The organism is Parabacteroides sp. AM58-2XD (genome assembly GCF_003463685.1).
Classification (GTDB): domain Bacteria; phylum Bacteroidota; class Bacteroidia; order Bacteroidales; family Tannerellaceae; genus Parabacteroides; species Parabacteroides segnis.
Map to the genome: position 1 here is coordinate 1 of NZ_QSDP01000063.1, position 25,478 is coordinate 25,478.

A 25,478-nucleotide genomic window follows, 5' to 3' on the forward strand; every position below is an offset into this window, starting at 1 on the left:
AAGACTATTTATATAAAATCTACATAATATTAATACAAAGATATTGTATTAAGTACCATTTAAACTTGGCATATCTACCGAAATAGATGCACTATCTTACGATTTTCTAAAAAAGCTTCTAATTTTTCATCTATTCTCAAAAACAAACCATTCCAGATTCATCAAATCCAATCCCTTAGTAGCCGGATCAACAGCCTTAAACACAAATACCAATGCATGTTTTCCCGTAACTGATTTAATATTTGTTTCGTGAATAGCATAAGCAGTTTCACCTTCCATTGGGGTTATATCACACGTCCCGATCAATTCCCCTTCAGGGCTATCCAGCCGTATTTCTATCTGAGCAGCCTTGTTCCTATCCCATGTTTTACAAACAAAATGATTTACTTTTGTATCTGTAAAGTCATAATATTTCCAATAGGCATAATCACCATCGCGAATGTCCGCTAAGTATTCTACCGGAATATCATTATCCGGACGACGCACTGCAACCATAACATTTCCTGACATCAGACAAGCTCTTGCCGCATCCATCCGATAAAGAGGCGAAATAGGGCCACCGATTCCCTGCGTGGTCATTTCCACCTGCGGAATAGTACCGTCCGGATTAAATGTTATTGGTTCCAAACATGCTTTCCGCATGGTCGCACTCGCATGCGTCGGACGATGATAAGCGATATACCATTGTCCGTTAATTTCGACAAGACAACCATGATTATTCACCAAGTTCCTTCCGCTTCCCCAATTATCAATAATAACCCCTCTGTAAGTGTAGGGGCCCAGTGGAGATGTCGCAGTCGCATAATCTAATGTTGCGCAGTTAGATTCTCCATGTTGAGAATGGCTTCCATATACAAAATAATAGATGCCGTTCCTTTTCCGGACGGAACTGCCTTCATTGAAGAAATGCGTTTCATAGGTTAGTAAACTATCATGAACTGATCCTTCTATCGAGAGCATATCCTTACTTAGCTTTGCTCCCTTAGCATACCCCTGCCCCCAGAACAAATAAGCCTGCCCATCGTCATCAATAAATACAGACGGGTCAATGCCTTTTACCCCTTCTATAACCTTCCCATCCCTAAACGGACCATAAGGAGAAGAGGAAACTGCCACACCTTCATCGTCTCCACCTCCGGCAAGACAATAATAAAGGTAATATTTCCCGTTATGATGGATACAGTCCGGAGCATATAAAATCCTATCCGTGTAATCTACTTGTTTACCCGGACCATCAGTAGCAAAAGAAAATTGCTCCACACTCCAATTTACAAGATCGGACGAAGATAATACGTTATAAGAGCGAGAACACCAGGCATTACCAGGTTCGTCGCGCGATCCGTAGACATAAACACGTCCGTCAGGCATCTGCCTTACCTCAGGATCTGCAATATACAATCCCGGAGGAGCGATAGGATTTAGCATTCGATTCTTTGATACCGGGATAGCACGATCCTCCGGTGTTTGCATAGAAACATTCGCATTAAAATGGCAACCGGCAAGCAGCCCTGCCATAAGCAGCCCGCCCGCCAGAATGAGATGATTTGTATATGACATTGATGTTTTTTTATTTTAAGTTAGGCCATACTTTGATACGGTTGGTAGACGATACGTTCTCCAACGGCCCCACCAGCGGGGATGCAGAACGCCCATTGCCAAAATAATCTTTATCCACCTCATAAGGAGTACCGTCCTGGAGTTCGAACGGGAGTCCGGTCAATTGCGTGAACCCGAGGGTTTCGGTACCGATTTTCTTTCCTTTGAAAGAGGACAGCTCCTGCAAATTGATGTCGCTGACTAGATAAACCTCGCCCTCGGGAGTCTCTTCCACCTTCAGATTTGGGTTGACCGACTTCTCCACCCAACCTTGTTCACGGTCGGTCATCGGAAGCGCACCGTTCAGGAAGAGGTTATCGCCCGCATAAATAGGGCGTTTGGAGACATCAAACACGACCATGCCATATTTCAGCTTTTCGTTATAGCCTCCAATAAAGATATTGTTGAAGAAACGGTGGTCGCCTTCAGTAATAGTACGGATTCCTTTCACCTCGGTCGAGTGTCCCAAGTGGTACGGCGTGTAACGCCCATCGTCCAGTCGATTGATATGCCCGGAGATAATATTGTGCAGGTAAGCTCCTCCATCCGTATTCTCCTGTATGCTATGCGGGGAGAGCAAAATATTATTGTCAACCTTGTAAGGTCCGTGGGAAACTTCAAAGAACAAGTCTTGTGCCAAATTATCATATATCAAGTTCGACGACACATGTGCTCCTTGTGCCATCCAGTCCAACCAGATACCATAATTACCCGATTTGTGAATGCGGTTGTGATGGATATAGGTATCTATCGCACCATGCAACTTGATTCCCGCCATTTCAGCACCACCAAATTGTTGCTTCACTAAGATGTTATAAATATGATTGCCGTAAATCTCACTAAATGCAGCTCCCATGCTACCACAGATGCCGGTTTGCTCGCAATCAGAAATGATATTGTTGCGCACGATATGCGAACCGACATTATCCTTGCTCCATCCACGACGCAAGGTATTGAAGATTACTTCTATGTAATGAGCCGTACCGTCCAAGCGCGGATCGTTACACTCCAAGTTATGTCCACTAGCTCGTTCTTTACCCAACGTAATCCCGTTGGCACGAGAATTTTTAATGACATTATTTTCAATAATCCAACCTTTACACCAATGAGTAGCCACCATACCCACCTGTTCGGCTGTCGGAGCAGCCCACTGCGTGGCGGCTTGACTGATATGGAAGCCACGAATCGTGATATAATTCAATCCCTCGCGTGTCGGATAGAAACAAGTAGGACGAACTGATACCTCTACTGTTTCCTTATTCGGATCAACAGTACCGAAATTTGCATAAATCGTCGTATTATCCGCATCTACTTCTGCGAACCATACATTCGTACATCCTTGAGGATCACGTATTGTACGGAGTGTATCCGGTGCAAACACCTTATCCAGGCTAAATTCTTCATAAAACGAAACATCATTCAAATAAACATCACCTGTATGATGAATCCGCTCAGACCAAAGCCAGTCACCATATAGGCGGTCATTGAACGGATTGTAGTTTCCAAAGAATGAATTAGGCAGTACCACCTTCCATACCCCCTTTGCTTTCTTCTCCTTTTTCCAACCAGTCACCAACTCTGAACCTTTTATTTCAGCTTTTTCACCTTCGGCCACTCGATACAGGATACGTTTTCCTTCCCGTTCCCCACCACTCAACGGATTCACCCATTCACGATAAACACCGTTATGTACCGTAACCGTATCTCCCGGCAACGCTTTCTGAGCAGCCCAATTTATAGTTTTAAAAGGAGATGAAATATCTCCGTTATTAGCATCACTCCCATTTACCGACACATGATATTCTTTGGCTGATAACACATTCCCACACAAACAGAACATCGAAATCAAGCATAGTATTTTTTTCATGGTTTAAAAATTATAATATTACAATTAATTAGATAATGCAAATATAAAGGCAGCTATTCCTATTTAAAATAGCAAATAGCTGCCTATTTTGTGGATTATTATTGCTTCATTCCAAGCTAACCCTATTTCTTATAAATGGATTTTCATTTCATATCCTTTATAAGTCACAACCTTGTTGACTTTTTCGGAAAGCTTACAGTCAATGCCATGCCCCTCATCCACCAATACGATCCTAAACTTTCTTGCATTCAGCATGCCCGGATATTTACCGTCACGGTCACTGATAACAAGTGTCCGCTCTTTGTCGTTCCAAGAAAAAGAGATGGTGGAATAAGCACCTTTCTCATAATTATAATTATCATTCTCATCTTCATACAACAAGAACTCGCCGTCTGCCCCCGGATAAACACGTATCTCCAGATTGTTCCATTTCTTTTCCGTAGCATACTGTACGTCAGGTCCTATCGGAAGAATACTACCCGCCTTTACATACAACGGTATGATGTCAATAGGAGTCTCTTTGGTAACCGACTGTCCGCCCTGGTATCGCTTGCCGGTCCAAAAGTCAAACCAGCTGTTGCCGATAGGCAAATATACATTTGTCGAGTGTGTATCCTGTATGTTTACAAGCTTGTTCTCATCTACATACATCGGTTGTGTTACCGGAGCAACTAACAATGACCGACCAAACATATATTGATTGTCCATATCAAGAACTTTACTATCCAGAGGGTAATCCATAAACAAAGCACGCATAAACATATCGCTATTCTTACTCACCTGCCAAGCGGTTGAATACAAATAAGGTAACAAACTATATCTGAAACGTACATATTTTTCCAAAGCATCAAATTCCCACGAACCTTTTTCCCCGAATTGATAAATTTCCCGTGGAGTATTCGTCCCGTGCGACCGCATCATCGGAGTAAAAGTCGCAAATTGTGTCCATCTTACGTACAACTCTCTATATGCAGGATCTTTTACCCCTTCCCGATAAGAATTCCAGGTAACAAAACCACCAATATCCGTATTCCAATAAGGAATGCCGCAAACAGAGAAATTCAGTCCGGCAGAGATTTGTTTACGCAACACGTCCCAAGTCGCTTGTATATCACCCGACCAGGAGTTTGCCCCGTAACGCTGTTGTCCGGCAAAAGCCGAACGTGTAAGAATAAAGACACGTTTATCGGAAGATGTCATACGTTGATTGTCATAAACACTCCCCACAGAGACAATCGGGAAAGCGTTATACAATCCTCTATATTGCCCGGCATACGTAGGTTGATTTAATTTCTCGTCTTTATCTCCAAATTCAGGTTCAGTTGCATCCAACCACCAACCGTCCATACCCAACGAAAATATATTTTTATTCATATACTCCCAATAAATCTCACGCGCTTTCGGATTAAAAACATCATATACATTCGCCTGCTCAGGATAGGTTTTGAAATCAAGTAACATATTCTCCTGCTTCAATCGCTTATGTATAGCTGTATTCTTTCCGAAAGAAGGCCATACGGAAATGGCAATATGCGCATTCAAATCATGTACATCATCAATCATTTTCTGAGGATCCGGGAACTGAGGATTTCCAAATTCTACTGCATTCCAAGTTGCCGGATCTATTCCCCAATACTGCCAGTCCTGTACAATACCATCCAAAGGCACTTGCAACTCCCTGTACTTTTTAACCACTCCGACTAACTCTTCCTGGCTTTGATAGCGTTCGCGTGATTGCCAAAATCCATACGTCCACAACGCATTCATTTGCACTTGCCCGGTCAGTTCACGCATGCCTCTGACCACATTGTCTGCATTCCCTCCATAGATAAAATAATAATCCGCACATTGTCCCGACTGGGAGTCGAATGCAGTTTCCATGGAGTTGTCGGTAAATGTTGTTGGCGAATAGTTGTCCCAGAACACACCATATCCTTTTATGGACTGTATATAAGGTATGGCTATATCCGTATTAACCTGGCGCAAATGAACCATTTGATTTCGCTGATTCATCTTCCCTTTTTGATGCTGGCCCAGGCCATAAATCGCTTCGTCTTTATCCAATCGGAAAGCCTGCCGGACCAAATAGGTCTCATTGTCTCCATATTCTACGGGAGTAAATTGAATCCCCCAGCTTTTTTCAGCCAACAAACATCTCTCACGTACGTCATAATAAGATATCTGTCCTGTTTGAAGATCTAACTTAACCTTCAGACTATCACTTTTCAATAGAACAGCTCCTCTATCTTCTTCTACCGAAAATGGAATATTTTCAGGTGTCTTAATCACAGAAAAACTCTTTTTGTCCACCACCTCTCCTTGGGGATATTTGAGTATTCTTACTATTCCCTGCGAATAAAATTGAATCTCTACCTGAATGTCATCAATATCTGCCTTGAGCCCATTTCTCGTTTTTTGGTATTCCTTACCATAAGCTATTCCTGTCAGCATAAACACAAATAACCACAAAACTTGTCTTAAGTTTTTCAATTTCATCTTACAATTTTATATTACTTTTTAGCATATAAATCAAACGAACGTCCTTTTTGCCCGTTCTCCATCTGATACAAAGTCCAACCACTGTTATCCGCCTTTTTCTCCAATCGCCAACTCAATGCCGGGTTTTGTAACATCTTACGGATATGTGTCGGGAAAGCATCTGCTGCGAGCTTCTTCCCAGGTACGTACCACATTGAATATCTCATATTTTTGCGGACAACTTTCTACATCTTTCTGACCGATCCTGAACGCATACGTACAACCATAACCGATAGCTGTAGCTTCAATATGCTCATAATCTTCCACCGTCGACTCAGCCGTAATCGGGAAATTACCACCAAATGAAGACGGGAAAAAGTTGGCGTAAGTAACATCACGAAGGTCTTTACCCTGACTGGTCGTACTTCCCCATACACGCTTCTTCACATCATAAATATTCAAACCGCCTCCCACATTCCAAGTGCTTTGATAATGCCAGGATCCTTCCGACAAAGTCGCCCCCGTAAAACGAATATCAGGTAAACCATGCTTCTTCGCTTGCTCAAACATATTGCGGAAGAAACGTTTCACGCCATAACCGCCAAAACCAGTATGGAAATAAAACTCCTGTCCGTCATAATCGAACATGCCCAATCCGCTGTTCTTGCAAATATCGGCATAATGGCGTGCCAGTTCATCTTGTAATTCCAGGTTAGGAATCAATCCGGCATATGCTCCACCTACCGCAGGTTGAAGTTTATCCACAGCATCCCCCTTTATATGAGCAGCAGGTTGAGTACCCCAATAACCACGTGTCACTTTCATGAGTCGATATGGTTTTTCCTTTGTAACACCCAAATAGTGAATCAATTCCTTACCGATCTTAACCATATTCAATTCCGGACTATGTCCTTCCCAACAAGCTATTTCTTCCAAATGAGTAGGATCATCGATATAAATCATCGTATCCGTCTCGCTCAAATTCTCCATAAGGAAACGACGATGCAAAATACAGATACTGTCCGAAGGTACCGGGCTACAATCCTTCGTTCCGGGTGCCATTGAATTAGATATGGATGTTCGTCCCAAAATCAAATCCTCTTTAGCCAACAGGTCGGCATACTCGCGAGTAGACAAATCCTTATCTGTGAAATGATAGCGTTTCTTTTCATGTCGCGGACCGTCAATGAAACCGCCATTTCCCCTATCGGCATGCAAGAAAGGTTGGTCGTACGTATGAATCACTTTCAATCCCATCTGTTTAGCATACGATGCCACACTGTCCATAAGTCCTCCGTATGTACATAGATCCGGCATGAAAGTTGTAGGATCTTTTACCCACTTACCCTGGAAAGTAGGATAAGGCAAGCCCTCATTCAAAACGATATCCTGAATAACTTCCATCAAAGCCGTACTATCCGGGCTACCCCACAAAGCGATAGACGAACCGATGAAATCCACTCCCGGAACATCCTGACGCATCATGTGGTTAGGTTCATTATTTTGGAAGATAGGATTACCTTCCGGAGAATAGATCATCTTACCTTTCCGGCGATCACGCGAATGATAGCGTATATTAATTCGTCCGTTACAATCAACAAAAGCCGTATTGCCATATAGAATACGGAAATACGATTCTTTCCGATTATAAAAAGCCACATCGTTGATTCCGTCGCCTCCCATCGTAAACTGTTGCCCTTCATGCAATGTTAACGGTAATGGATGATTCACCGGATCAGGTGTATGGGCAATATAACCCGAAGGACCTGTTTCGGATGTAAAACGTGATTCTCCGCCAATCGTATTATCGTCCAACGCCAAAGCTCCGATAGCATAACCTACCGCAGCCGAAGTATCACGGGCCACCCCGATCATTTCCCCTAATAAATTGGTAATATTCGTATAATAATTACCCCACTGTATGCCATCGATTCCATTGCGAGGTTCCAAACTTTCCAACTTCAACTTGAAATATTTTATCTTCTCATCCAAAGCAACTGTTGCCACAGAGCCGTTCTCGTATTCCAACCGATACTTGCCTCCGCTGTAATGAGCCTTCTGCGGATAATAATACCGTTTCAGGTCTTCGTCATAAAGAGACAACAAGGGCGATGGCTGGTCTGCCGGGCTGAAATTGCGACTTTCGCGCGTAAGGTTCCACATACCGGTGATATATCCCCGGTTATCTATATCAATACCGAACCGATCTGTTTTAAACGATTGATGTGTACCCGACTCGCAACTACATAATAACAGAGTTACAGCTACAAAAGATAATGTTTTCTTCATGATATAATTTATATGTTTTATTTACTCTCTATATAAGAATACACTTCTTGTACCAAAAACATTTAGATAACAGCCTTATTTTTCTTATTTATTTTGAGATTCGTAACCATTTTGAGCTGCAAACCCATACACGTTGCCCCCAAAATCTACTACAAAAATACCATTACCCGATACAGCAACCGTTGCAAAGACCGGAGTACCCAGATGATGCCGCCATTGCAAGCGTCCGGTCTTGGCATGGATGGCATAGAGTGTTCCATCGGAAGCCCCTATATAGATCTGATCCCCGCAAATGACCGGGCTGGCTTCCACCGTTGCCGGATGGTTTCCTTGGTAAGGGGCGGAGAGAATCATAGCTTCGCGGGTCTTGAAACGCCATTTTTCTTCCAAAGTCTCTTTGTCCAATGCTACCATCCCATTGGTAGAGGTACCGAAGATGATCGCATCGTCCGTCACCAAAGGAGTAGAAGCCACTTCGACCCCTTCACCCAATTTCTTACGCATGAGGATACGCCCGGTCTTATTCTCTACCACCAACAACGAGTTGGCGGAGGTAACATACATGACATCTCCCCATACGGCTGGAGTAGCCGCACGGAAACGTAAATCAGGATCTATGTCTTCCCAAAGCTTCTCGCCGGTCTTTGCATCGTTGCCGAACAAACCTCCCCAATGCCTGCTCCCGATCACAACATCATTCCGGCTCAACGCCAACGTGGCCACGCAACCTTCACCCCGTATCCAGCCTTTGTTTTGCCAAATGATTTCACCCGTAGAAGCCTTAAAGGCTGTCAATTGAAGCCCCGTACCGGCATAAACAATGCCCTCTTTCGCAACCAGTCCATCGTTCAACCCCGGAGTCACGCCAATCTTCAAATCCTTTTGCCAGGCAATAGAGCCATCGGATGTTTTCACGGCATACACGATCCCTTGCACATCCTGGGCAAACACAAGCCCCGACTCAACCGCAATGCTATTGCGGACAGACGATTTCAACGGACATTTCCAGACACACTTGCCGGTAGCCGCGTCTATCTTGGTCAAAGAAGCCTTGCCGGTTTCGTTATCGTCGAGGGAAGCAACATAAATAAAGCCTTCGCTGACCACTGGGGAAGACATATAGATGTTAGAACCCACGTTTGTTGTCCAAGCCAAACGGGGAGCACGAAGCGTATCTTTCACAATGCCGACATGCTCCGGATTCCCCAATAGGTTTGCCCAATCCCCATCGGCTACAATCCGGGGCGTATTCTTTTTGTCATACAAGAATGAGGCCGTCTTTTTACCGATCTCCCCGTTTGCATAATGAGCCTCGGCAATAACGGTCACATAATGTCCTTCGGCTATTTGTGGCAAAGTCATCTCGGCTGTCCAGGCAAAATCGCTTTGTTGTTTCATCGGCTTACCTGCACGATGGTCTTCCCGTCGAAAGTACAGGAATAGCGTACTTGTGTTACCGGGCTGGCGGTCGAATAGGCATTCACAACCAAGGGGATAGTCCCTTCCGGGGTAATGGCCGCCTGGTGGTTCTGAATGGAAGCGATGACCATGTGCTTGTCCATATAGGAATAATGGAAATCAGAAGTAAAGTCGCCTTTGCCATCAATGTTCATGACACGGAAAGCGGATGAAGCATGGTCAATGCCGCCATAAACCGGCGTGGAAGAACAGATCACGCCAATCCCATTATCCGGATGGGTATAAATATGGTTGACATGCCAATGCCCGTAAAGCCATGCCTTCAGGTTATGAGCCAACAAATCAACCGTTTCTTTATTCTTCAACGTATATTTAAAGTCAGGACACCCGCATTCGCCGGGGATGGTGTGGTTGAACACATAAACCGCTTTATCCTTGCCGACATGCTTCAAATCGTTCGCCATCCAAGTGAACACGTCATCCAACCGGTAACTTGGCGCATGGTCGCCTCCCGGCATCGGGGTGACAATGTAATGCACGTTACCTACCTCAAACGAATAAAATGTAGGTCCATAAATCTTTTCGAATAATTCCTCCCCGTATTTTCCAGCAACCAGGTCATGGTTACCTACCGAATAGAACACCTGCGTTTCGGGCATATTCGATGAATTCATCACCTTGATATGGTTATTTAAACCGCCTACATAACAAATATCGCCCGTGTGGATAATAAAAGCCACCTTTTCATTGGCGGCATATTCGCGCATTCCTTCCGTCCATTCGTCTTGCCCTTGTTCCTCGCCGATCTCGGTATCCGATATATGGATAAACTTATGGCTTCCATCACTTTTCACCGCATCATAGCGCAACAACCCGAAGTCATAGCTGGTCTGCCCTTCTTCAATACGGTGATAATACGCATTCTCGGTCTTATACCCCGAAGGAGTCGTGATAAAAATAAAACGCTCCTTCTCGTGCCCCGGCAAACAAAAACATCCTTTTTCATCGGTTAAAACTACGTTTAATCCATCGGAAACCGATATTCCTTTCATCAAGGTTTCACCTTTGTCCCAACGCCCATTGTGGTTCGCGTCTACAAAAACTTTGCCGGTATGTTGCGCCGACACGATGGCAGGGAATGCCAACAACATTCCCAATATTATTTTTTTCATGCTTTAAATATTAACAAATTAGTCCATGCAAATATAAAAACAGCTACCGTTATTTAAAATAACAAATAGCTGCCTTTTCCGTGGATTATTATTGCAATTTGGTGTCACCTTAGCTATTTATTCGTAAACCGGAACCAGTTAAAATCAACATATCCATCCACGCCTTCCGCTTTCGTGGTGAAGTTGAGCAAGGCGAAACGATTGCCGGTCCAAGGTAATCCCAGCTCCATCTTGTGTTCTTTACCGATCGGGGAATAATTCATCCCATCCAGACTGTAATAAAAACGTGCCGTAAAATTCTTGTCCATGACACGTGCCCTGAACCAGATCTTGTCGCCAGTAAAGTTATCCACCGATTCGATCTCCTTGTCACCGTCATACATGACAATCTTACGGCTGCTGCCTTCCTGTTTCACTGCCACGTAAGCATAAGGAAGCTGAAAAATTCCCAGCCCTGCCACATTGCCGTCTTTCATTCCCGACACGATCATCTCCACCGAACCTTCCGAAGACGGGCCTTGCACACGCTGGGTCAATGTATTACGGGCTTCATACAATTTCGGGGCTTGCGATGCTTTCAAACGCATATATCCACGACGTTCCGTCAACGACCATTTCGTATTGTCCGGATTGTGATTCCATTGCCATTGTAATCCCAACTGTTTACCGTCAAATTCATCAGTCGTGGCCGGAGCTGTCAAACGTTGTTGTTTTTTACCTACTTCCGGTTTCCGGTAAGTAATCACATCTTTGCCATCGACTCCCAACATGGGCCATCCGTCTACCCACCTCACCGGCAACAAATGAGGTACACGGCCGATAGGACCACGGTCTTGCATGATGATGAACCACCAATCTCCATTCTCCAGCTGTACCATTCCCCCTTGGTGCAATCCGTTCGGCGGATAAGATGTCGCATCTTCCACAATCACCTTATGTTCATAAGGGCCGTAAATATTTTTCGAACGAAGACAGACCTGCCAACCTTCCGTACCTCCTGCCGGACAGGTGATATAGTACATACCATTTATTTTATACATATGGGCTCCTTCCATGCCGAAATTCGGTCCCCAGGTCCGGCTGTCTTTAAAACCCTTATTCCATATCTCCACAGGCTTTCCTTTAACTGACTTCACATCCGCATTCAGTTCCGTAATGAATAACCGGCCCTGTCCGTGGACTACATATACTTTGCCGTCATCATCAAAGAACAACCCCGGATCATACAAATATTCCGGGAATATCGTCCGCTCCCACGGTCCTTCCGGCTTGTCGGCTATGCAGATCGAGAAATGGCCTTGCTCGTTTCCCCATCCGTTAGGCGTACAAAAACCGACATAAAACTTACCGTTATGATGGCGTATCGTGGCTGCCCACGACCCATTCATATACATTGTACCTCCTTGCATGTCAAAACGCGGGTCTTCATCGTAACGGTCGACAGCATAGCCCGCCATCTCCCAATTGACCAAATCCTTCGACACGGCAATCGGACATCCGGGCACATAATTCATACTTGTAGACACGAAATAGAACTTATCGTCCACCCGAATAACATCCGGGTCCGGCCAGTCACCCCACATGATCGGGTTCGTAAAAGTCCCATTACCGTTATCCGGTGTCCAAACCTGTTGCGCATCTGCAACATAACTTGCCATCAATGACAAAACGATAACTAAACTTGATTTCAACCCCATATATGTTCTTATTTTATTATTCATGATCTATCTCAATATCAACCGTCGCCTTTTCCAATCCCTCCGAACTGATAATCAAGCGAAGCGGCTTTTTCCCTTCTCGTTTAGCTTTGACTATTGCCAGAAACAAACCGTTAAACGCCGGACGGGACGGTTCCGAAAAGGTGATCAAACAAGTCGGGTCACCATTATCGGTCGCGACAATTACCCCGTCACCTTCCAAGCTACAGAAGATACGGTTCTCGGCTGTCGGCACATCGTATCCATCTTTATCCACCAACGAAACTTTAACAAAGACTAAGTCTTCGCCATCTGCCTTAATAGATGTCTTATCCGCCACAGCCTTCAGGCGGACGGGATCACCGGTGGTCTGCACACGGGTTTCCGCCCACTTTTTATGCTGCTTATAAGCAACAGCCTTTAATTCTCCCGGTTCATACATCACACTGTCCCAACGGAAACGGTATTCATACGGTTGTTTCTTTTTCTTACCCAACGACTTGCCGTTCAGATAAAGTTCTACCTCGTCCCCCGAACTATATACAAAAACAGGTGTCACTTTACCTACCCGATCGGGAAAATTCCAGTGTGGAAGGATATGTACCATTGGCGTATCTGGCATCCAACGCGCCTTATATAGGTAATAGCGGTCTTTCGGGAAACCTGCCAGATCAACAATACCGAAATAACTGCTCCGCGATGTAGGGCGATTACGCTCTATCTTGTTCAATTCTTCACGCTGCTTGGCTAGTTCTTCCTCTGTCATGGCCGCCGAATGATTCAACAAGACACTGGCATCACTATTAAATGGAGTCGGTTCACCCAAATAATCAAAGCCCGTCCATACAAATTCACCACAAATGGCCGGATATTTATCCAATGCAGCAAATTCCCAATCGGGTAATCCTCCCCATCCGGGTTGCGTTAAATCATAAGATGAAACATGGAGTTGGCGTGGAAAATATTCGCCTCTGGAACTCATCGTCGAACTCGATTCACTGGAATATCCCGACAAATGCTCATGCCCTTTCTTATTCAAAAATTCCCCATAGAAATCAGGCCCTCCATATACGCCGGCAGCATAATTCATACCATGAACATCCACCTGCAATTCTGTTCCATTCACAGCTGACTTACTTGGATAAGAGGCCCCGAACGTAGCCGGACGAGTTGTATCGAAACGATGAACCACTTCTGTCAGATGTTTAACGATTCCAAGTTCCGGATTATATTGTTCCGGCAACTCATTCCCGGTACTCCATAAGATGACGGACGGGTGGTTCCGGTCCCGGCAAACAAGCATTTCTATATCTTTTTCATGCCACTTTTCATATAAAGAACTGTAATCACCCTCTTTTTTACCTATTGTCCAACTATCGAACAACTCATCCATAACCAGAAACCCCATTTTATCCGCCAACTCCAACAATTCCGGTGCCGGAGGATTATGAGAGGTACGTATTGCATTACAACCAAAACTTTTCAGTATGCGCAATTGGCGCTCCATAGCAACCTTATTTACGGCTGCTCCCAAAGCCCCCAAGTCGTGATGGTTACATGTCCCGTTTATCTGCACGCGTTTACCGTTTAACAGAAAGCCGTTATCATGTGTGAACTGAATGGTCCGGAAACCAAATGACGTATCATACACATCCACCAGTTTGTTTTTATTATAAACCGACACACGAGCCAAATAGCGGTTAGTATTCTCCAGACTCCATCGTTTCGGAGAGTTCACAAGCAAAGAGACCGTATCGCCAGTCAATTGATTTGGTTTCAACAGTAATTGTTTCTTTAAACCGACTGCAACTTTCTCGCCCGGTACATCATCCTTATCCAGTTCATAAATATCGACCACGTACTGTCCGTCTACAGTTTCCGACAAATTATTCTGTATTTCGACATTGACCAAAGCACTAGCCCGTTCGTCCGTGATTTCAGGAGTTGTCACAAAAACACCCCAATGTGCCACATGTACAGGATTCGTTTTTACCAACCGTACATGCCGATAAATTCCGGCACCGGGATACCAGCGGGAACCAAACTTTTCGGTATTCAACCGGACAGCCACCACATTCTTCTTATCATACAAAAGATAAGGGGTCAAATCAACCCGGAAAGAGCTGTATCCGTAAGGCCATTCCCCCACTTTTTTCCCATTGAGCCAAACTTCGGCATTCGCCATCGCCCCATCGAAATCCAGATAAAACCGTTTCTTTTTATCTTTCGACGATACTTCAAAATATTTACGGTACCAGCCGATGCCCTGCCAAGGCAATTTTCCGGTATACCCATCCAGGTCGATCCGGAAAGGTCCCTCGATCGCCCAATCGTGGGGAACATCCAGCCTCCTCCAATCCCAATCGTTAAACGAATAAGCCTGCAAAGAATCCGGTTCCTCCACACGCGAACCATCCGCCTGCAAACCAAACCGGGCAAACCGCCAATCTCTATCAAAATTCAATTCGGACCGTTGCCCCCAGGCAAACAATCCGAACATGTTTATACATGCTATGATTAAATAAGACTTTCTCATATTGATTCTAATAACATTATTTTTCAAACATGATATCTTTTGAATAACATACATTCTTTTTCTTCATATTTTCAATTCGAAGGTTACGCCCCAATACTTCACCTTCAAAACTTGTACCTTCAATAACAACCCGGTCGCAACCATTTAACAGAAAGGTATTTTTATTACCTGACGATGGTTGTAACTCGGTAGTACGAATAATCCGGTTACCTTTAAATAAAAGATCGGATGTACTTTTCGCATAAAGAACCGGATAATCGAAGGTTTTAAATGTATTATTCTCGATCCGGACATTCCGGTGTACCGGACGATTCGGTTCGATCACCGTATTTGAAGGGTTCAGGGCAATCACCGCATTACCCGGTCCACCCTGATAAGCACAATCGATAAACGTATTATTACGAATCAACACGTCCGACACTGGACCAGACTCAAACCACCCTTCTGCATCCCCTTCAATTAAGATTGCACTCATTCCGGTTTTATTGAAAATATTATTTTCAACAACAGCTTTACGAGGTGTGGTGAGTAATAAACCACGAGTACATGTCCGTGTAAAATAATTATTCTTTATTTCCACTTCCGGTGTACAGGTCATATTCTCAATACAATCCAAATTCAACTCCACCTCCGACGGTACTGGTTTATCCAACCGAAGTTCTACTTCTCTTTCAGAAAGCCTTTTAACAGACAAGACCTTAGATGCCGCGTATCGTTCCATACGTTTCGCCCTGACAAATGCAACTTCATCTCCTTCATGAAAAGCTGTAAAGCCATAACTCTGACCATGCATAAAACGGAGCTTCAAGGTCTGTTTATCCAGTTTCTCCAGGATTCTCAGATTAGTCCCGTGTATATTGATCGGATCGTCATGAGCCCCTTCGAAACGGCAGTCCGTAATATTTATCTTACCACTACACCCCGAAAAATGCATCATATCAGCAGAAGCAGCTAATATTCTTCCACTTCCTTCCGGAGGCATACAGTTGACATGATCCATCGTAATATTTTTTACAAATTGATTTACAATCCCCAAGCCATGCATATAATGCATATTGACCTGACGAAGAGTCATATCGCTACTCTCTACGATAAACATGCCCACTTGATCGCGGATTACATCACGAATAGTCAGAATATTCCCTATTTTCGGACGGAAACCTGCAGGAGTGGCAAAATGGACGACCCCAGGAGATAATTCTTTAGCCTCCGACTCCGACAATGTTTTCCAACCCGAACTATAGCGTGAAGTTCCATTCTCGGGATCAAATTCATTACAATGTATCAGGTTCGATTTCCATCCTTCCCCAAAGATATTTATTCTGCCATTCCGAACCTCATACCAGGAATCAGGATGGAGCGTGACAACTACCCCCTCATTCTCAATCCGGGTATAACAGATTTCCGATGCGGTAGGGCGCTGAAAGTCCGTACTGATATTTTGAAGTTGGATATTCTTACAATGGTCAAACACCATTGTGATCATTTTACCATGATACATCAATAAGGAACCGTTACCTTCTATAGTCAGATTCTCAATCCCTTTAAATAGCAAACCTATTGTTTTTATTTTGGACGGACATTCCGACTCGGTCGATGTATTGGATATGAAATACTCTGCCCGGGTTGCACCTTCAGGCCAGATATCATAGCGACCTTTCGGAAAAGACAATACTTTCGCCCCCGTTTGCTTACAGGCATCAATAGCAGCTTGCAAACCTGTTACTACATTTTTATAAGTATCCGGATACACCCCAAAAGAAGAAACACAAATAGTATCTCCCTTATCAGCCCTCACCGTATGAACCGATAATAATAAAAATAAGACTAGCACATGTTTACTAAACGACATAGGTTTGAATATTAACAAATTTAAGGAGACAAATATAAAAACAGCTATCGCTATTTAAAATAGCAAATAGCGGCCTATTCCGTGGATTATTATTGCTTTCTGTGTCTATGCAATTCCTTATTTTATAAAATCACATTCTATCCGATTATTTTTTGGGGGTGATTTTTGCCTCCCAACCATAATCGATATATTCCCAAGTAAAGCTATCATCCTTGCCGACATGTACCAGCAAATAGCCTTCTTCTGTTTCTTGCATAGGTCCTTGCCACCAACAAGCACTCACACCACCCCCTGTCACAAACCAACGATTACGCTCCATTATTTCTTCATGGATATGTTGATGTCCCTGCAAAACCACCTTTAGATTGTATTGATTCAACAAATCCACGACCTGTTTGGTGTTGCCGACATTTTCAAACCCAAATGTTCCATCCACTACCGGATAATAAAGAGACAACAAAGGGACATGCAGTGACACGACTATCGGCATTTCTTTTCCCACAGCCTCCAAGTCCTTTCGTAACCAATCCATTTGTTCCGGACCGATATGGCAATATTTATCTCCATCACGATCCATACTGTTTAAGACTATAAAATGTACTCCTTTATGGTCAAAAGAATGATAAACCGGTCCGTAATGCCTTTCAAACAATTTAAACCCAAACCGATCTTCCTCTCCATCGCAATAAAAATAACGGTCGTGATTGCCTATCGTAAAATAAGAAGGCAATGAAAATTCCGATACAATACTTTTAAAATGCTCATGTAATGAATCCGCAACTTGTTGTTCTTCTTTTTTATAATGATCCGTACCTATATTGTCTCCACCGAACAACACAAAGTCCACATTGCGTTTCTTTGCATCGGCAAGTGCCTGCCTCAGACCATTATCTCCATCGCCATAATTATCCGGGCCTAGATGTACATCGGTTAAAAAGGCAAAAGAAAATTTCTCTATTGAACGAGAGTTATCACCAGCTACCTCCTGTCCTGTTTTCGAAACGCAACCCAGAAAGGGAATAGGCAACAACATGCCTGATAATTGTAAGAATCTTTTTCTGTTCATTGTATTATGCTATTTTTAATGATTTCAATAGTTTATTATCGCATTTACTCTACCGTAAACTCATGTAATGAAAACGAATAATATCCGCCCATTTTAACAGTTCCAAACGGTCACAAAAACCAAAACGTGACTCTTGCACGTCCAACAGATTAAAAGGGAGCAAAATCCCCAATGACAACAAACAAATAATTTTTCTTTTCATTATTATATATGTTTTTATGGAACAAAATCCTCTATTACTTACTACTTACAACCATTTCCACCGTATCCCCCGCTTTTACCGACACTTTTTTCCAATTGGGGAAATTACAATACCCCAAAGGCTTCTTTGCTTGCGTTGAATGTTCTGTAAATATTGTCGTAACGGCATCAAAGCGCGTAGGATTACTTATTCGCAATGTGACTTCTTTTCCGTTTCGATGAACGACTTCTGCTTTCAAATGGTCAAATACATATAAAACATTCTTATCCGTTTGTACATATATGCCCGGAACCTCCAACGACATCAACAAACCACAATCTTCCGTCCAGCCATTAGAAGTTTTAAGGATCATGCCCATTGCACCCTTTCCATCCGCATCAGTCGTTTGAATACGTTCCATGGACGTACCCGGTCCCATACCGGTTGTTTGTCTTCCCGGCGTTTCCATCACTTCCGAATGCGCATGAATAATATCACACAATAGGTCAGCATATCGTTTTTGATTAGTCGCACGGAACAGTTTGAACAAATAATCACCCGAACCGGTACAAATACCCGGAGCGGCATGTTTGTTTTGTACACTGGCCCATATAGCTCCCGCGGTATTTGCTCCTAAATTCGCTAACGTTGAACCTGCCGGATATTCATAATCATACGACAATGTCCAAGTTGCAGCCAAATTAGCTGCCGTCTGGGCTTTTATCAACCACTTCTTATCTTTCGTTGCATAATACAACGCCATAAAAGATTCAACAAGACCGTAAACGGAATCGGCATCAGCATCTTGCATGATATCTCCTGAATGAGCACAACTCAGCCCTAGACGAACGATATAATCCGAATAAAAATGGTCGGCTATTTCCTTGGCTGCCTGCAAGAAAGATTTCTCCTTAAAATATTGGGACGCCAATACGAGTCCTGCCGGTGGTGCAATTGCGCCGGATGTCGAATGATAAATGATTATTTCGCCGGTAGCAGCATTCACGTAATTCCCTAAATCCTTATTTTCATTCCAAGTCTTGACAAACGCTTGTGCAAGGGCTTTGGCAGCCTCTTTCCATTCTTGCTTGATTAAATCACCATACCCCTGTTGTTCGAAGAGCATAAAATGTTTAATCATAAAAAACAAGACATCCGAATTTTTCCTCACCAATGCAGCCTCCGGTATATTATCCCTATCACTCAACACCATCCCATTCTTATAGGTACCATAAAGATACCCACTCTTTCCACGCATATTCGAGAGGACATAATCAAATGTCTTAACTACCCGTTCACGGGACAAAGCGTCATCCAATGCCAACATCGCATACGTTCCCATCAGGCCGCCAACCCATCCTATTTGATAACCGTCCGAATTTTCCATACGGTAAAAACTTCCCCCTTCAGGATTTTCCAGCCAACGGACATTATTCTTATAATCTGCCGTCAAGGATGTAACCATGCTGAACGGGCAAAGATTCCTTGAGTGATTTTCTCCCGTTACTACCTTGCGGACATCCATGAATTTATCCAAAAGGTCCGGGATTCCACCCGCTTTAAAACTATAAACCCGAAGTTTCATTCGTAATTCATCTCCGGCTTCCCATTTACAGGGCAGATCGCCACTATTCCTAAAATTACCAAACCCAGCCGCCTGCTCACGAACCCCAGGAGCACTAATAACAAAGGTTGCCATATCCTGAGATTCATTTTCCTCTATAAACATTCCATAGTTGCCCAAACGACTTTTTTGTTCCACAAGGATAATACATCCTCTTTGATCCTTCGGTGAAAAGAGACAAAAGGCAGGTGTTGCTAAATTACCGGTAAGCCCTTCTATTTTAGCCGCCTCCCGTTTTTCCGACAACCGAGGGCTGTTTGAAAACAAAAGAGGTACTTTTTTATTGTAATAATAGTAGGAAGGATAAGGTGCACAATATCCGTTGGTCTCCACATGGAACCTATTCCCATTGTAAACATAAGCAGGCATCAATACATAGTTTTCACAGCTCCAGCCCGTAAAATCAAAAGCCAAAGCCACTCCTGCAGAATCCAATTTTCCACGGGTAACCGAAAAGTCCACCTCCAAATCCAAGGCATCCGGTTGATCTGCTACTGCCGTTTCAACTATCCGACAATTCCAAGCATGATCCCATTGTTCCATTTTCCCTGCATCAAAAACCGTTGCCGATTTCAACACATTCCCGTTATAGCAGCAAACAAGCGGACGCACACTGCCACGCAGCGGTTCCAAAAAGTCTGATACCATCTGCCCATTGTTCGATTGGATTCCTGTAGCATTGGCTGGCAACCATGAACCTTTTCTATTGTCTTGAGCGTTGGCTATTTGCACCAACAACAGACATAACAGAACATTAAATATCCGCACTCGCTGCATAACTTATTGCTCCTAAAACGATAGTTATTAAAAATAATAGTTTTCTCATTATTATTTATTCGATACTATTACGTTACTTTTCATCTCCAACAAATCCATACACATTACCTGCAAAATCGGCCACGAATAGCATATTACCACTTACAGCTACTGTCCCCAACACGGCAGAGCCGAACTCATGTTTCCATTGCAGTTTACCGGTTTTACGGTTTAGAGCATATAAAACACCATCCGAAGCACCTATGTAGATTATCTCTCCGCTCCATACCGGGCTACTCTCTAAAGAAGATGCTGGGTCATCCAAAGATGGAGCTGTATAGATGAGTGATTTGCCCGGTTTAAAACGCCATTTAACCTCTAGCGTCTCCCTATCTACAGCAATAACGCCATCGGCGGAGGTGGCCAAGATAATTTCACTGTCCGTTACCAACGGGGCAGAGAGATTATTGATAAGGAAATCGAACTTTTTCTGAATAATCCGCTTTCCTGTTCGTGCATTGGCTACACACAATGAGGAATTGGAAGTAAAATAAACCAAGTCGTCTATCATTGTTGCCGAACCACCATAACCATACGCACCTCTTCCCCACAACATCTTGCCCGTTTGAGTATCATTGGCGTATGCAGCTTCCCAAAAAGTCTGAGCCACCAATACGCCATTATGAACAGAAAGGGTAGAGGCTGTCCCGTGTGAAGTATCCCAGTCTTTGTTACGCCAAACCTGTTCGCCGCTCTTTGCCCGCAAAGCACACAATGAATGTCCTGTCCCGGCATAAACAATCCCATCGGAGGTGACTAACCCATTGTCCAAAGGAACTTGTTTGTTCATTTCCAAATTCTTCTCCCAAACCAATTGGCCGGTTGATGCCTCTAGCGCATACAACCATCCGTTTACATCTTGGGCGAAGATGCATCCATCCTCGGCTGCGATACAACTACGTATGGAGTGGCGTACCGAATACCGCCATTTGACCTCCCCGCTTGCCATATCCATGCATACTACCGCAGCCTTCCCTTTGCCGTTGTCATCTATCGAAGCGGCATAGACAGCTCCCTGATAAACGATGGGGGAAGAGAAGAGGATATTGGAACCGATGTTTTGTATCCATGCTAATTGTAAGTGGGAAGGAAGCGTATCTTGTAAGACCGGTACATGTGCCGCATTTTGTAGCAGGTTATCCCAGTCGCCGCCCGGTTTTACCGGTATATTCTTTTCGGGCAGGTAGCGAAACGTGCTACTTTCTTGCGACACCTCTCCATTTTGGAAAGTAGCCGTCACCGTCACTGTCACCAACTGTCCTTCGAGGGAAGCGGGCAATGTGAGGTCGGTACACCAACAGAAGTCCGTCTGCTGTCTTAACGGTTGGCCGGTCAAGTAACTCTTGTCCTGGCAGGAATAACTGCATGTTACCTTCCCAACCGGAGACACCGAAGAGTATGCGTTGACATACAAAGGAACTTTGCCCGCTGTCGTTATAGCTGAACATCCATTGTCGATAAAGGCTATTGTCAGCTTTTTATCGAAATAGGGATACCGTATTTCCGAAGAGAGTTCGCCCGCCTTGTCGACCGTCAGCACTCGGAAAGAGGCTGGCGTATGATTAAACGTGCCATGTGCCTGTCCTGGAGAACAAAGCATCAAGACCTCTGAGTCATCATACCGATACATGCGATGCTGATGCCAATGGCCATACAACCATGCTTTCAGGTTATAATCGGCTAAATCTATCCATCCGACATTTTGACTGCCAAACTTAAAATGGCCGTTGGCAGTCATCACACTATGGTTGAAAACAATGATAGGTTTGCCTTCCGAGACATACTTCAAATCATTTTGCAGCCATTGACCGATACGTTCCGACGTGAAGTCAGGTTTCCCATCACCTCTCTCCATAGGGGTGACGATATAATGAACATTACCCACTTCAAAGGAGTAATACGCCGGTCCGAAGAAGTTCTCAAAGCCTTCCTCTCCATACGCCCCACTACCTAAATCATGGTTGCCAATGCAATTAAACATTTGTGAAGAGGGCATATTCTCATTGTTTAGGAAAGACTTGTAGGCTGCAAAGTTCTCACGGCACACATCGCCGGTATGAATCACAAAGGCTATATCTTCATTCTTCACATAATCGCGCAAATCCTTTGAACTGGCGGCATGACCATCTACTGCTGTTTGGGCAGAATAATCCCCAATATGCGTGTCCGATATATGGATAAACCGGTGACTCCCGTCTACCTTCAAGCTTTTGGGATTGGTTGTCTGCAAAGCAAAGTCATAGGCCGATTGTTGCCCATCTATCCGCTGATAGAAAGAATTACTTCGATAACCGCTCGGAAGGGTTATGAAAACAAAACGTGCCTTCTCATGGCCGGGCAGGTCGAACAGTCCATCCTTGTCTGTCTGCACGACATTCAGTCCATCCGACACGGAGACACCGGAGAGTAGCATCTCTCCCCTGTCATATTGATTATTTCCATTTTTATCTACAAAGACGCGGCCGGAATACGCAGCCGAAGCTAATCCTGACACACTGGATGCCAATACGATACTTATAATTCGTTTAAACATAATTTTTTATCGTCTTATAAAATCACTTACGGTACAAAACAAATACTCTTCTCATCCTCCTTTAGCTCGAACGAACGCCCTTTCCGGCCATTCTCCATCTGGTACAATGTCCATTCGTTGTCCGCCTTCTTTTCCAAACGCCAGTTCAATGCCGGATTTTGCAACATCTTACGGATATAGGTTGGGAAAGCATTCGCCCGACGGGCATCTTCCCACGTGCGAATGGTGGCAAATATAGCTTCTTTTTGCGGGCAACTTTCCACCTCTTTTTGACTGAGAGGCAGGAAATAGGTCACGCCATATCCTACCGACATAGCCTGCACATGCTCATATTGTTCTACATAAGAAGTATCTTTTATGGCAAAGTTTCCTCCGAATGAAACCGGGAAATAATTAGAATAGGTCACATCACGCATGTCTTTTCCTTGACTAGTAACAGCGCACCAGTCGCGTTTCTCGACATCATACCGACCCACATTCCATACACTTTGGTAATGCCAAGAGCCTTCCGACAAGGTGGCTCCGGCAAAACGGATATAAGGGACACCCAGCTCTTTGGCCTTAGCAAACAGTTTACGGAAGAAACGTTTAGCGGAATAGTACCCGTGACCGTTGTTGAACAAGAATTCCTGCCCGTCGAAATCATAAAAAGTCACACCGCTACGGGCTGCTGTTTCTGCATAATATTCAGCTATTTTGTCCTGAAGAGCCAAGTTCGGGATCAATCCGTCATAACCATAGTTGATGGTCACCTGTAATTTATAGACAGGTTCATTGGCCTCATGACCGGTAGCCTGCGTACCCCAATATCCACGTGTCACATTTTGCAACGTATAAGGAGCCGTTTCGGAAACTCCCAGATAATGGATCAGTTCCTTTCCTATTTTTATAATATTCAAACTTTTACAATGACCTTCCCAACTGCCGATCTCTTCCAGGTATTTCGGATCGTCTACCACAATCAACGTATCTTGAGCCGTAATACTTTTCATCAACGTACGTTTTTGCTGGTAACACAAGCTATCACTCGGCACCGGACTGGCATCCATCGTTCCGGGAGCCAGCGAGTTAGTGATGCAGTCACGTCCCAACATCACCCCTTTGGTAGCCGACAAGTTTGCAAATTCACGATGCGACATATTGCCCGAACTTAAATGGAACGTCTTCCTTGCTTGGTCTTTCCCGTCCAGATACCCTTCGTTACCACGGTCAGGATGCAAAAATCCCTGATCACCTGCATAAATAGCAGGGAAACTTAACCGGCTTGCATAATCAGCAATACTATCATACTGGTTCCCATAAGCATACACATCCGGAGAATATGCAGCAGGGTCCTTGATCCATTTGCCGTTCACAGTCGGGTAAGGCAATCCTTCGGACAGGACAATATCCTGTATCACGTCCATCAAAGCCGTACTATCCGGACTTCCCCACAAAGCAATGGAAGAACCGATGAAATCGACACCCGGTATAGGTTCCACATCAATATGGTTCGGGATATTCGCCTTCATGTTCGGAATCAGGGAATAAAAGACCTGGCGCGGTTTGCTACGGTCGCGCGACTGATAATTCAAGTAAATACGTCCCAAGCTATCCACCATAGCGGCATTCCCATACATGATCCGGAAATAAGGTTCCTTGTGGGAATAGAAAGCCACATCACTGATACCGTCTCCTCCAAGCGTAAACACCTGTCCTTCATACAAACTGTCCGGCAACGGATAACGTTCTTTATCAGGCGTGTGGATGATGTATTGGAACGGAGCCGCATCCCCTTCTATATCAGCAGTACCACCTATGGTATTGTCATTGAGCGCCAACACGCCGATACTATAATTGACCACCTCACTGGTATCGCGAGCTACTCCGATAATTTCACCCAACAGGTTGGTGATGTTTGTATAATAACTGCCCCATTGAATTACATCGACACCGTTTCTCGGCTCCAAACTATTCAATGTCAATTTGAAATATTTATCGCAGGGCTTCAATGCAACTTCAGCCACAGAGCCATTCGGATATTCCAGCGTAAAACAGTGTTTTGCATCATCGAAAACGGCACTTTGCGGTGTATAATACACCTTTTTCTCTGAATCATATAACGACATCAACGGAGAGGATTTATCCGTTGGGCTGAACTCGCGTGCCGGTGACACCGTCGTATTCTTCATACTGGTTATATATCCCTTGTCATTTATACCGATACTGAAATAGTCGGTATTGAAGTTCCAAGTCTTTTCGGACATACAACTAAAAAGAAACAAAGAAGTGGCACACAATGAAAGGACTTTCTTATACTCTATCATACAGCTTGCTATTTATCTTAATTTGTTTTTACTATCCTATTATTCG

At 44.0% G+C, this 25,478-nt stretch carries 14 protein-coding genes; all 14 read right to left on the bottom strand.

Annotation, left to right across the window (positions count from 1 at the left end):
• Window positions 1-126: 126 nt before the first annotated feature.
• The 14 genes from DXA15_RS15560 to DXA15_RS15615 all read right to left on the bottom strand — a co-directional run bounded on the left by DXA15_RS15560 (window position 127) and on the right by DXA15_RS15615 (window position 25,432).
• Window positions 127-1,557: a family 43 glycosylhydrolase gene (locus DXA15_RS15560; RefSeq protein WP_128134604.1), complete on the bottom strand. Its 1,431-nt coding sequence runs from the start codon at window positions 1,555-1,557 to the stop codon at window positions 127-129.
• Window positions 1,558-1,567: 10 nt separating this feature from the next.
• Complete coding sequence (locus DXA15_RS15565; RefSeq protein WP_128134605.1) at window positions 1,568-3,463, bottom strand: right-handed parallel beta-helix repeat-containing protein; 1,896 nt, start codon at window positions 3,461-3,463, stop codon at window positions 1,568-1,570.
• 129 nt (window positions 3,464-3,592) lie between these two features.
• Window positions 3,593-5,914, bottom strand: coding sequence for a glycoside hydrolase family 31 protein (locus DXA15_RS15570; protein ID WP_233567336.1), 2,322 nt, complete (start codon window positions 5,912-5,914; stop codon window positions 3,593-3,595).
• 59 nt (window positions 5,915-5,973) lie between these two features.
• Window positions 5,974-6,156 (bottom strand): hypothetical protein, encoded by a 183-nt coding sequence (locus tag DXA15_RS26685; RefSeq protein ID WP_233567329.1) that lies wholly within the window; start codon window positions 6,154-6,156, stop codon window positions 5,974-5,976.
• A complete protein-coding gene (locus DXA15_RS15575; RefSeq protein ID WP_233567330.1) occupies window positions 6,098-8,230 on the bottom strand; it encodes a hypothetical protein in 2,133 nt (710 codons plus the stop codon). The genes DXA15_RS26685 and DXA15_RS15575 overlap by 59 nt, the downstream gene beginning before the upstream one ends.
• An 84-nt stretch (window positions 8,231-8,314) precedes the next feature.
• The gene (locus tag DXA15_RS26690; protein ID WP_233567331.1) at window positions 8,315-9,628 is read right to left on the bottom strand and encodes a PQQ-binding-like beta-propeller repeat protein; all 1,314 of its coding nucleotides are present in this window, start codon (window positions 9,626-9,628) and stop codon (window positions 8,315-8,317) included.
• Window positions 9,625-10,821 (bottom strand): metallophosphoesterase N-terminal domain-containing protein, encoded by a 1,197-nt coding sequence (locus DXA15_RS26695; RefSeq protein WP_233567332.1) that lies wholly within the window; start codon window positions 10,819-10,821, stop codon window positions 9,625-9,627. The genes DXA15_RS26690 and DXA15_RS26695 overlap by 4 nt, the downstream gene beginning before the upstream one ends.
• A gap of 113 nt (window positions 10,822-10,934) precedes the next feature.
• Complete coding sequence (locus DXA15_RS15585; protein ID WP_128134607.1) at window positions 10,935-12,518, bottom strand: glycoside hydrolase 43 family protein; 1,584 nt, start codon at window positions 12,516-12,518, stop codon at window positions 10,935-10,937.
• A gap of 16 nt (window positions 12,519-12,534) precedes the next feature.
• A complete protein-coding gene (gene galB / locus DXA15_RS15590; protein WP_128134608.1) occupies window positions 12,535-15,054 on the bottom strand; it encodes a beta-galactosidase GalB in 2,520 nt (839 codons plus the stop codon).
• A 16-nt stretch (window positions 15,055-15,070) separates the two neighbouring features.
• Window positions 15,071-16,906: a right-handed parallel beta-helix repeat-containing protein gene (locus DXA15_RS15595; protein ID WP_128134609.1), complete on the bottom strand. Its 1,836-nt coding sequence runs from the start codon at window positions 16,904-16,906 to the stop codon at window positions 15,071-15,073.
• Between the two features lie 145 nt (window positions 16,907-17,051).
• Window positions 17,052-17,972: a metallophosphoesterase gene (locus DXA15_RS15600; protein WP_233567333.1), complete on the bottom strand. Its 921-nt coding sequence runs from the start codon at window positions 17,970-17,972 to the stop codon at window positions 17,052-17,054.
• A 236-nt stretch (window positions 17,973-18,208) separates the two neighbouring features.
• Window positions 18,209-20,545 carry a hypothetical protein gene (locus DXA15_RS15605; RefSeq protein WP_128134610.1) on the bottom strand — a complete coding sequence of 779 codons (2,337 nt, stop codon included), beginning with the start codon at window positions 20,543-20,545 and terminating at the stop codon, window positions 18,209-18,211.
• Between the two features lie 82 nt (window positions 20,546-20,627).
• A complete protein-coding gene (locus DXA15_RS15610) occupies window positions 20,628-23,126 on the bottom strand; it encodes a PQQ-binding-like beta-propeller repeat protein (protein ID WP_128134611.1) in 2,499 nt (832 codons plus the stop codon).
• A 26-nt stretch (window positions 23,127-23,152) separates the two neighbouring features.
• Window positions 23,153-25,432, bottom strand: coding sequence for a hypothetical protein (locus tag DXA15_RS15615; protein ID WP_128134612.1), 2,280 nt, complete (start codon window positions 25,430-25,432; stop codon window positions 23,153-23,155).
• Between the last annotated feature and the right edge of the window lie 46 nt (window positions 25,433-25,478).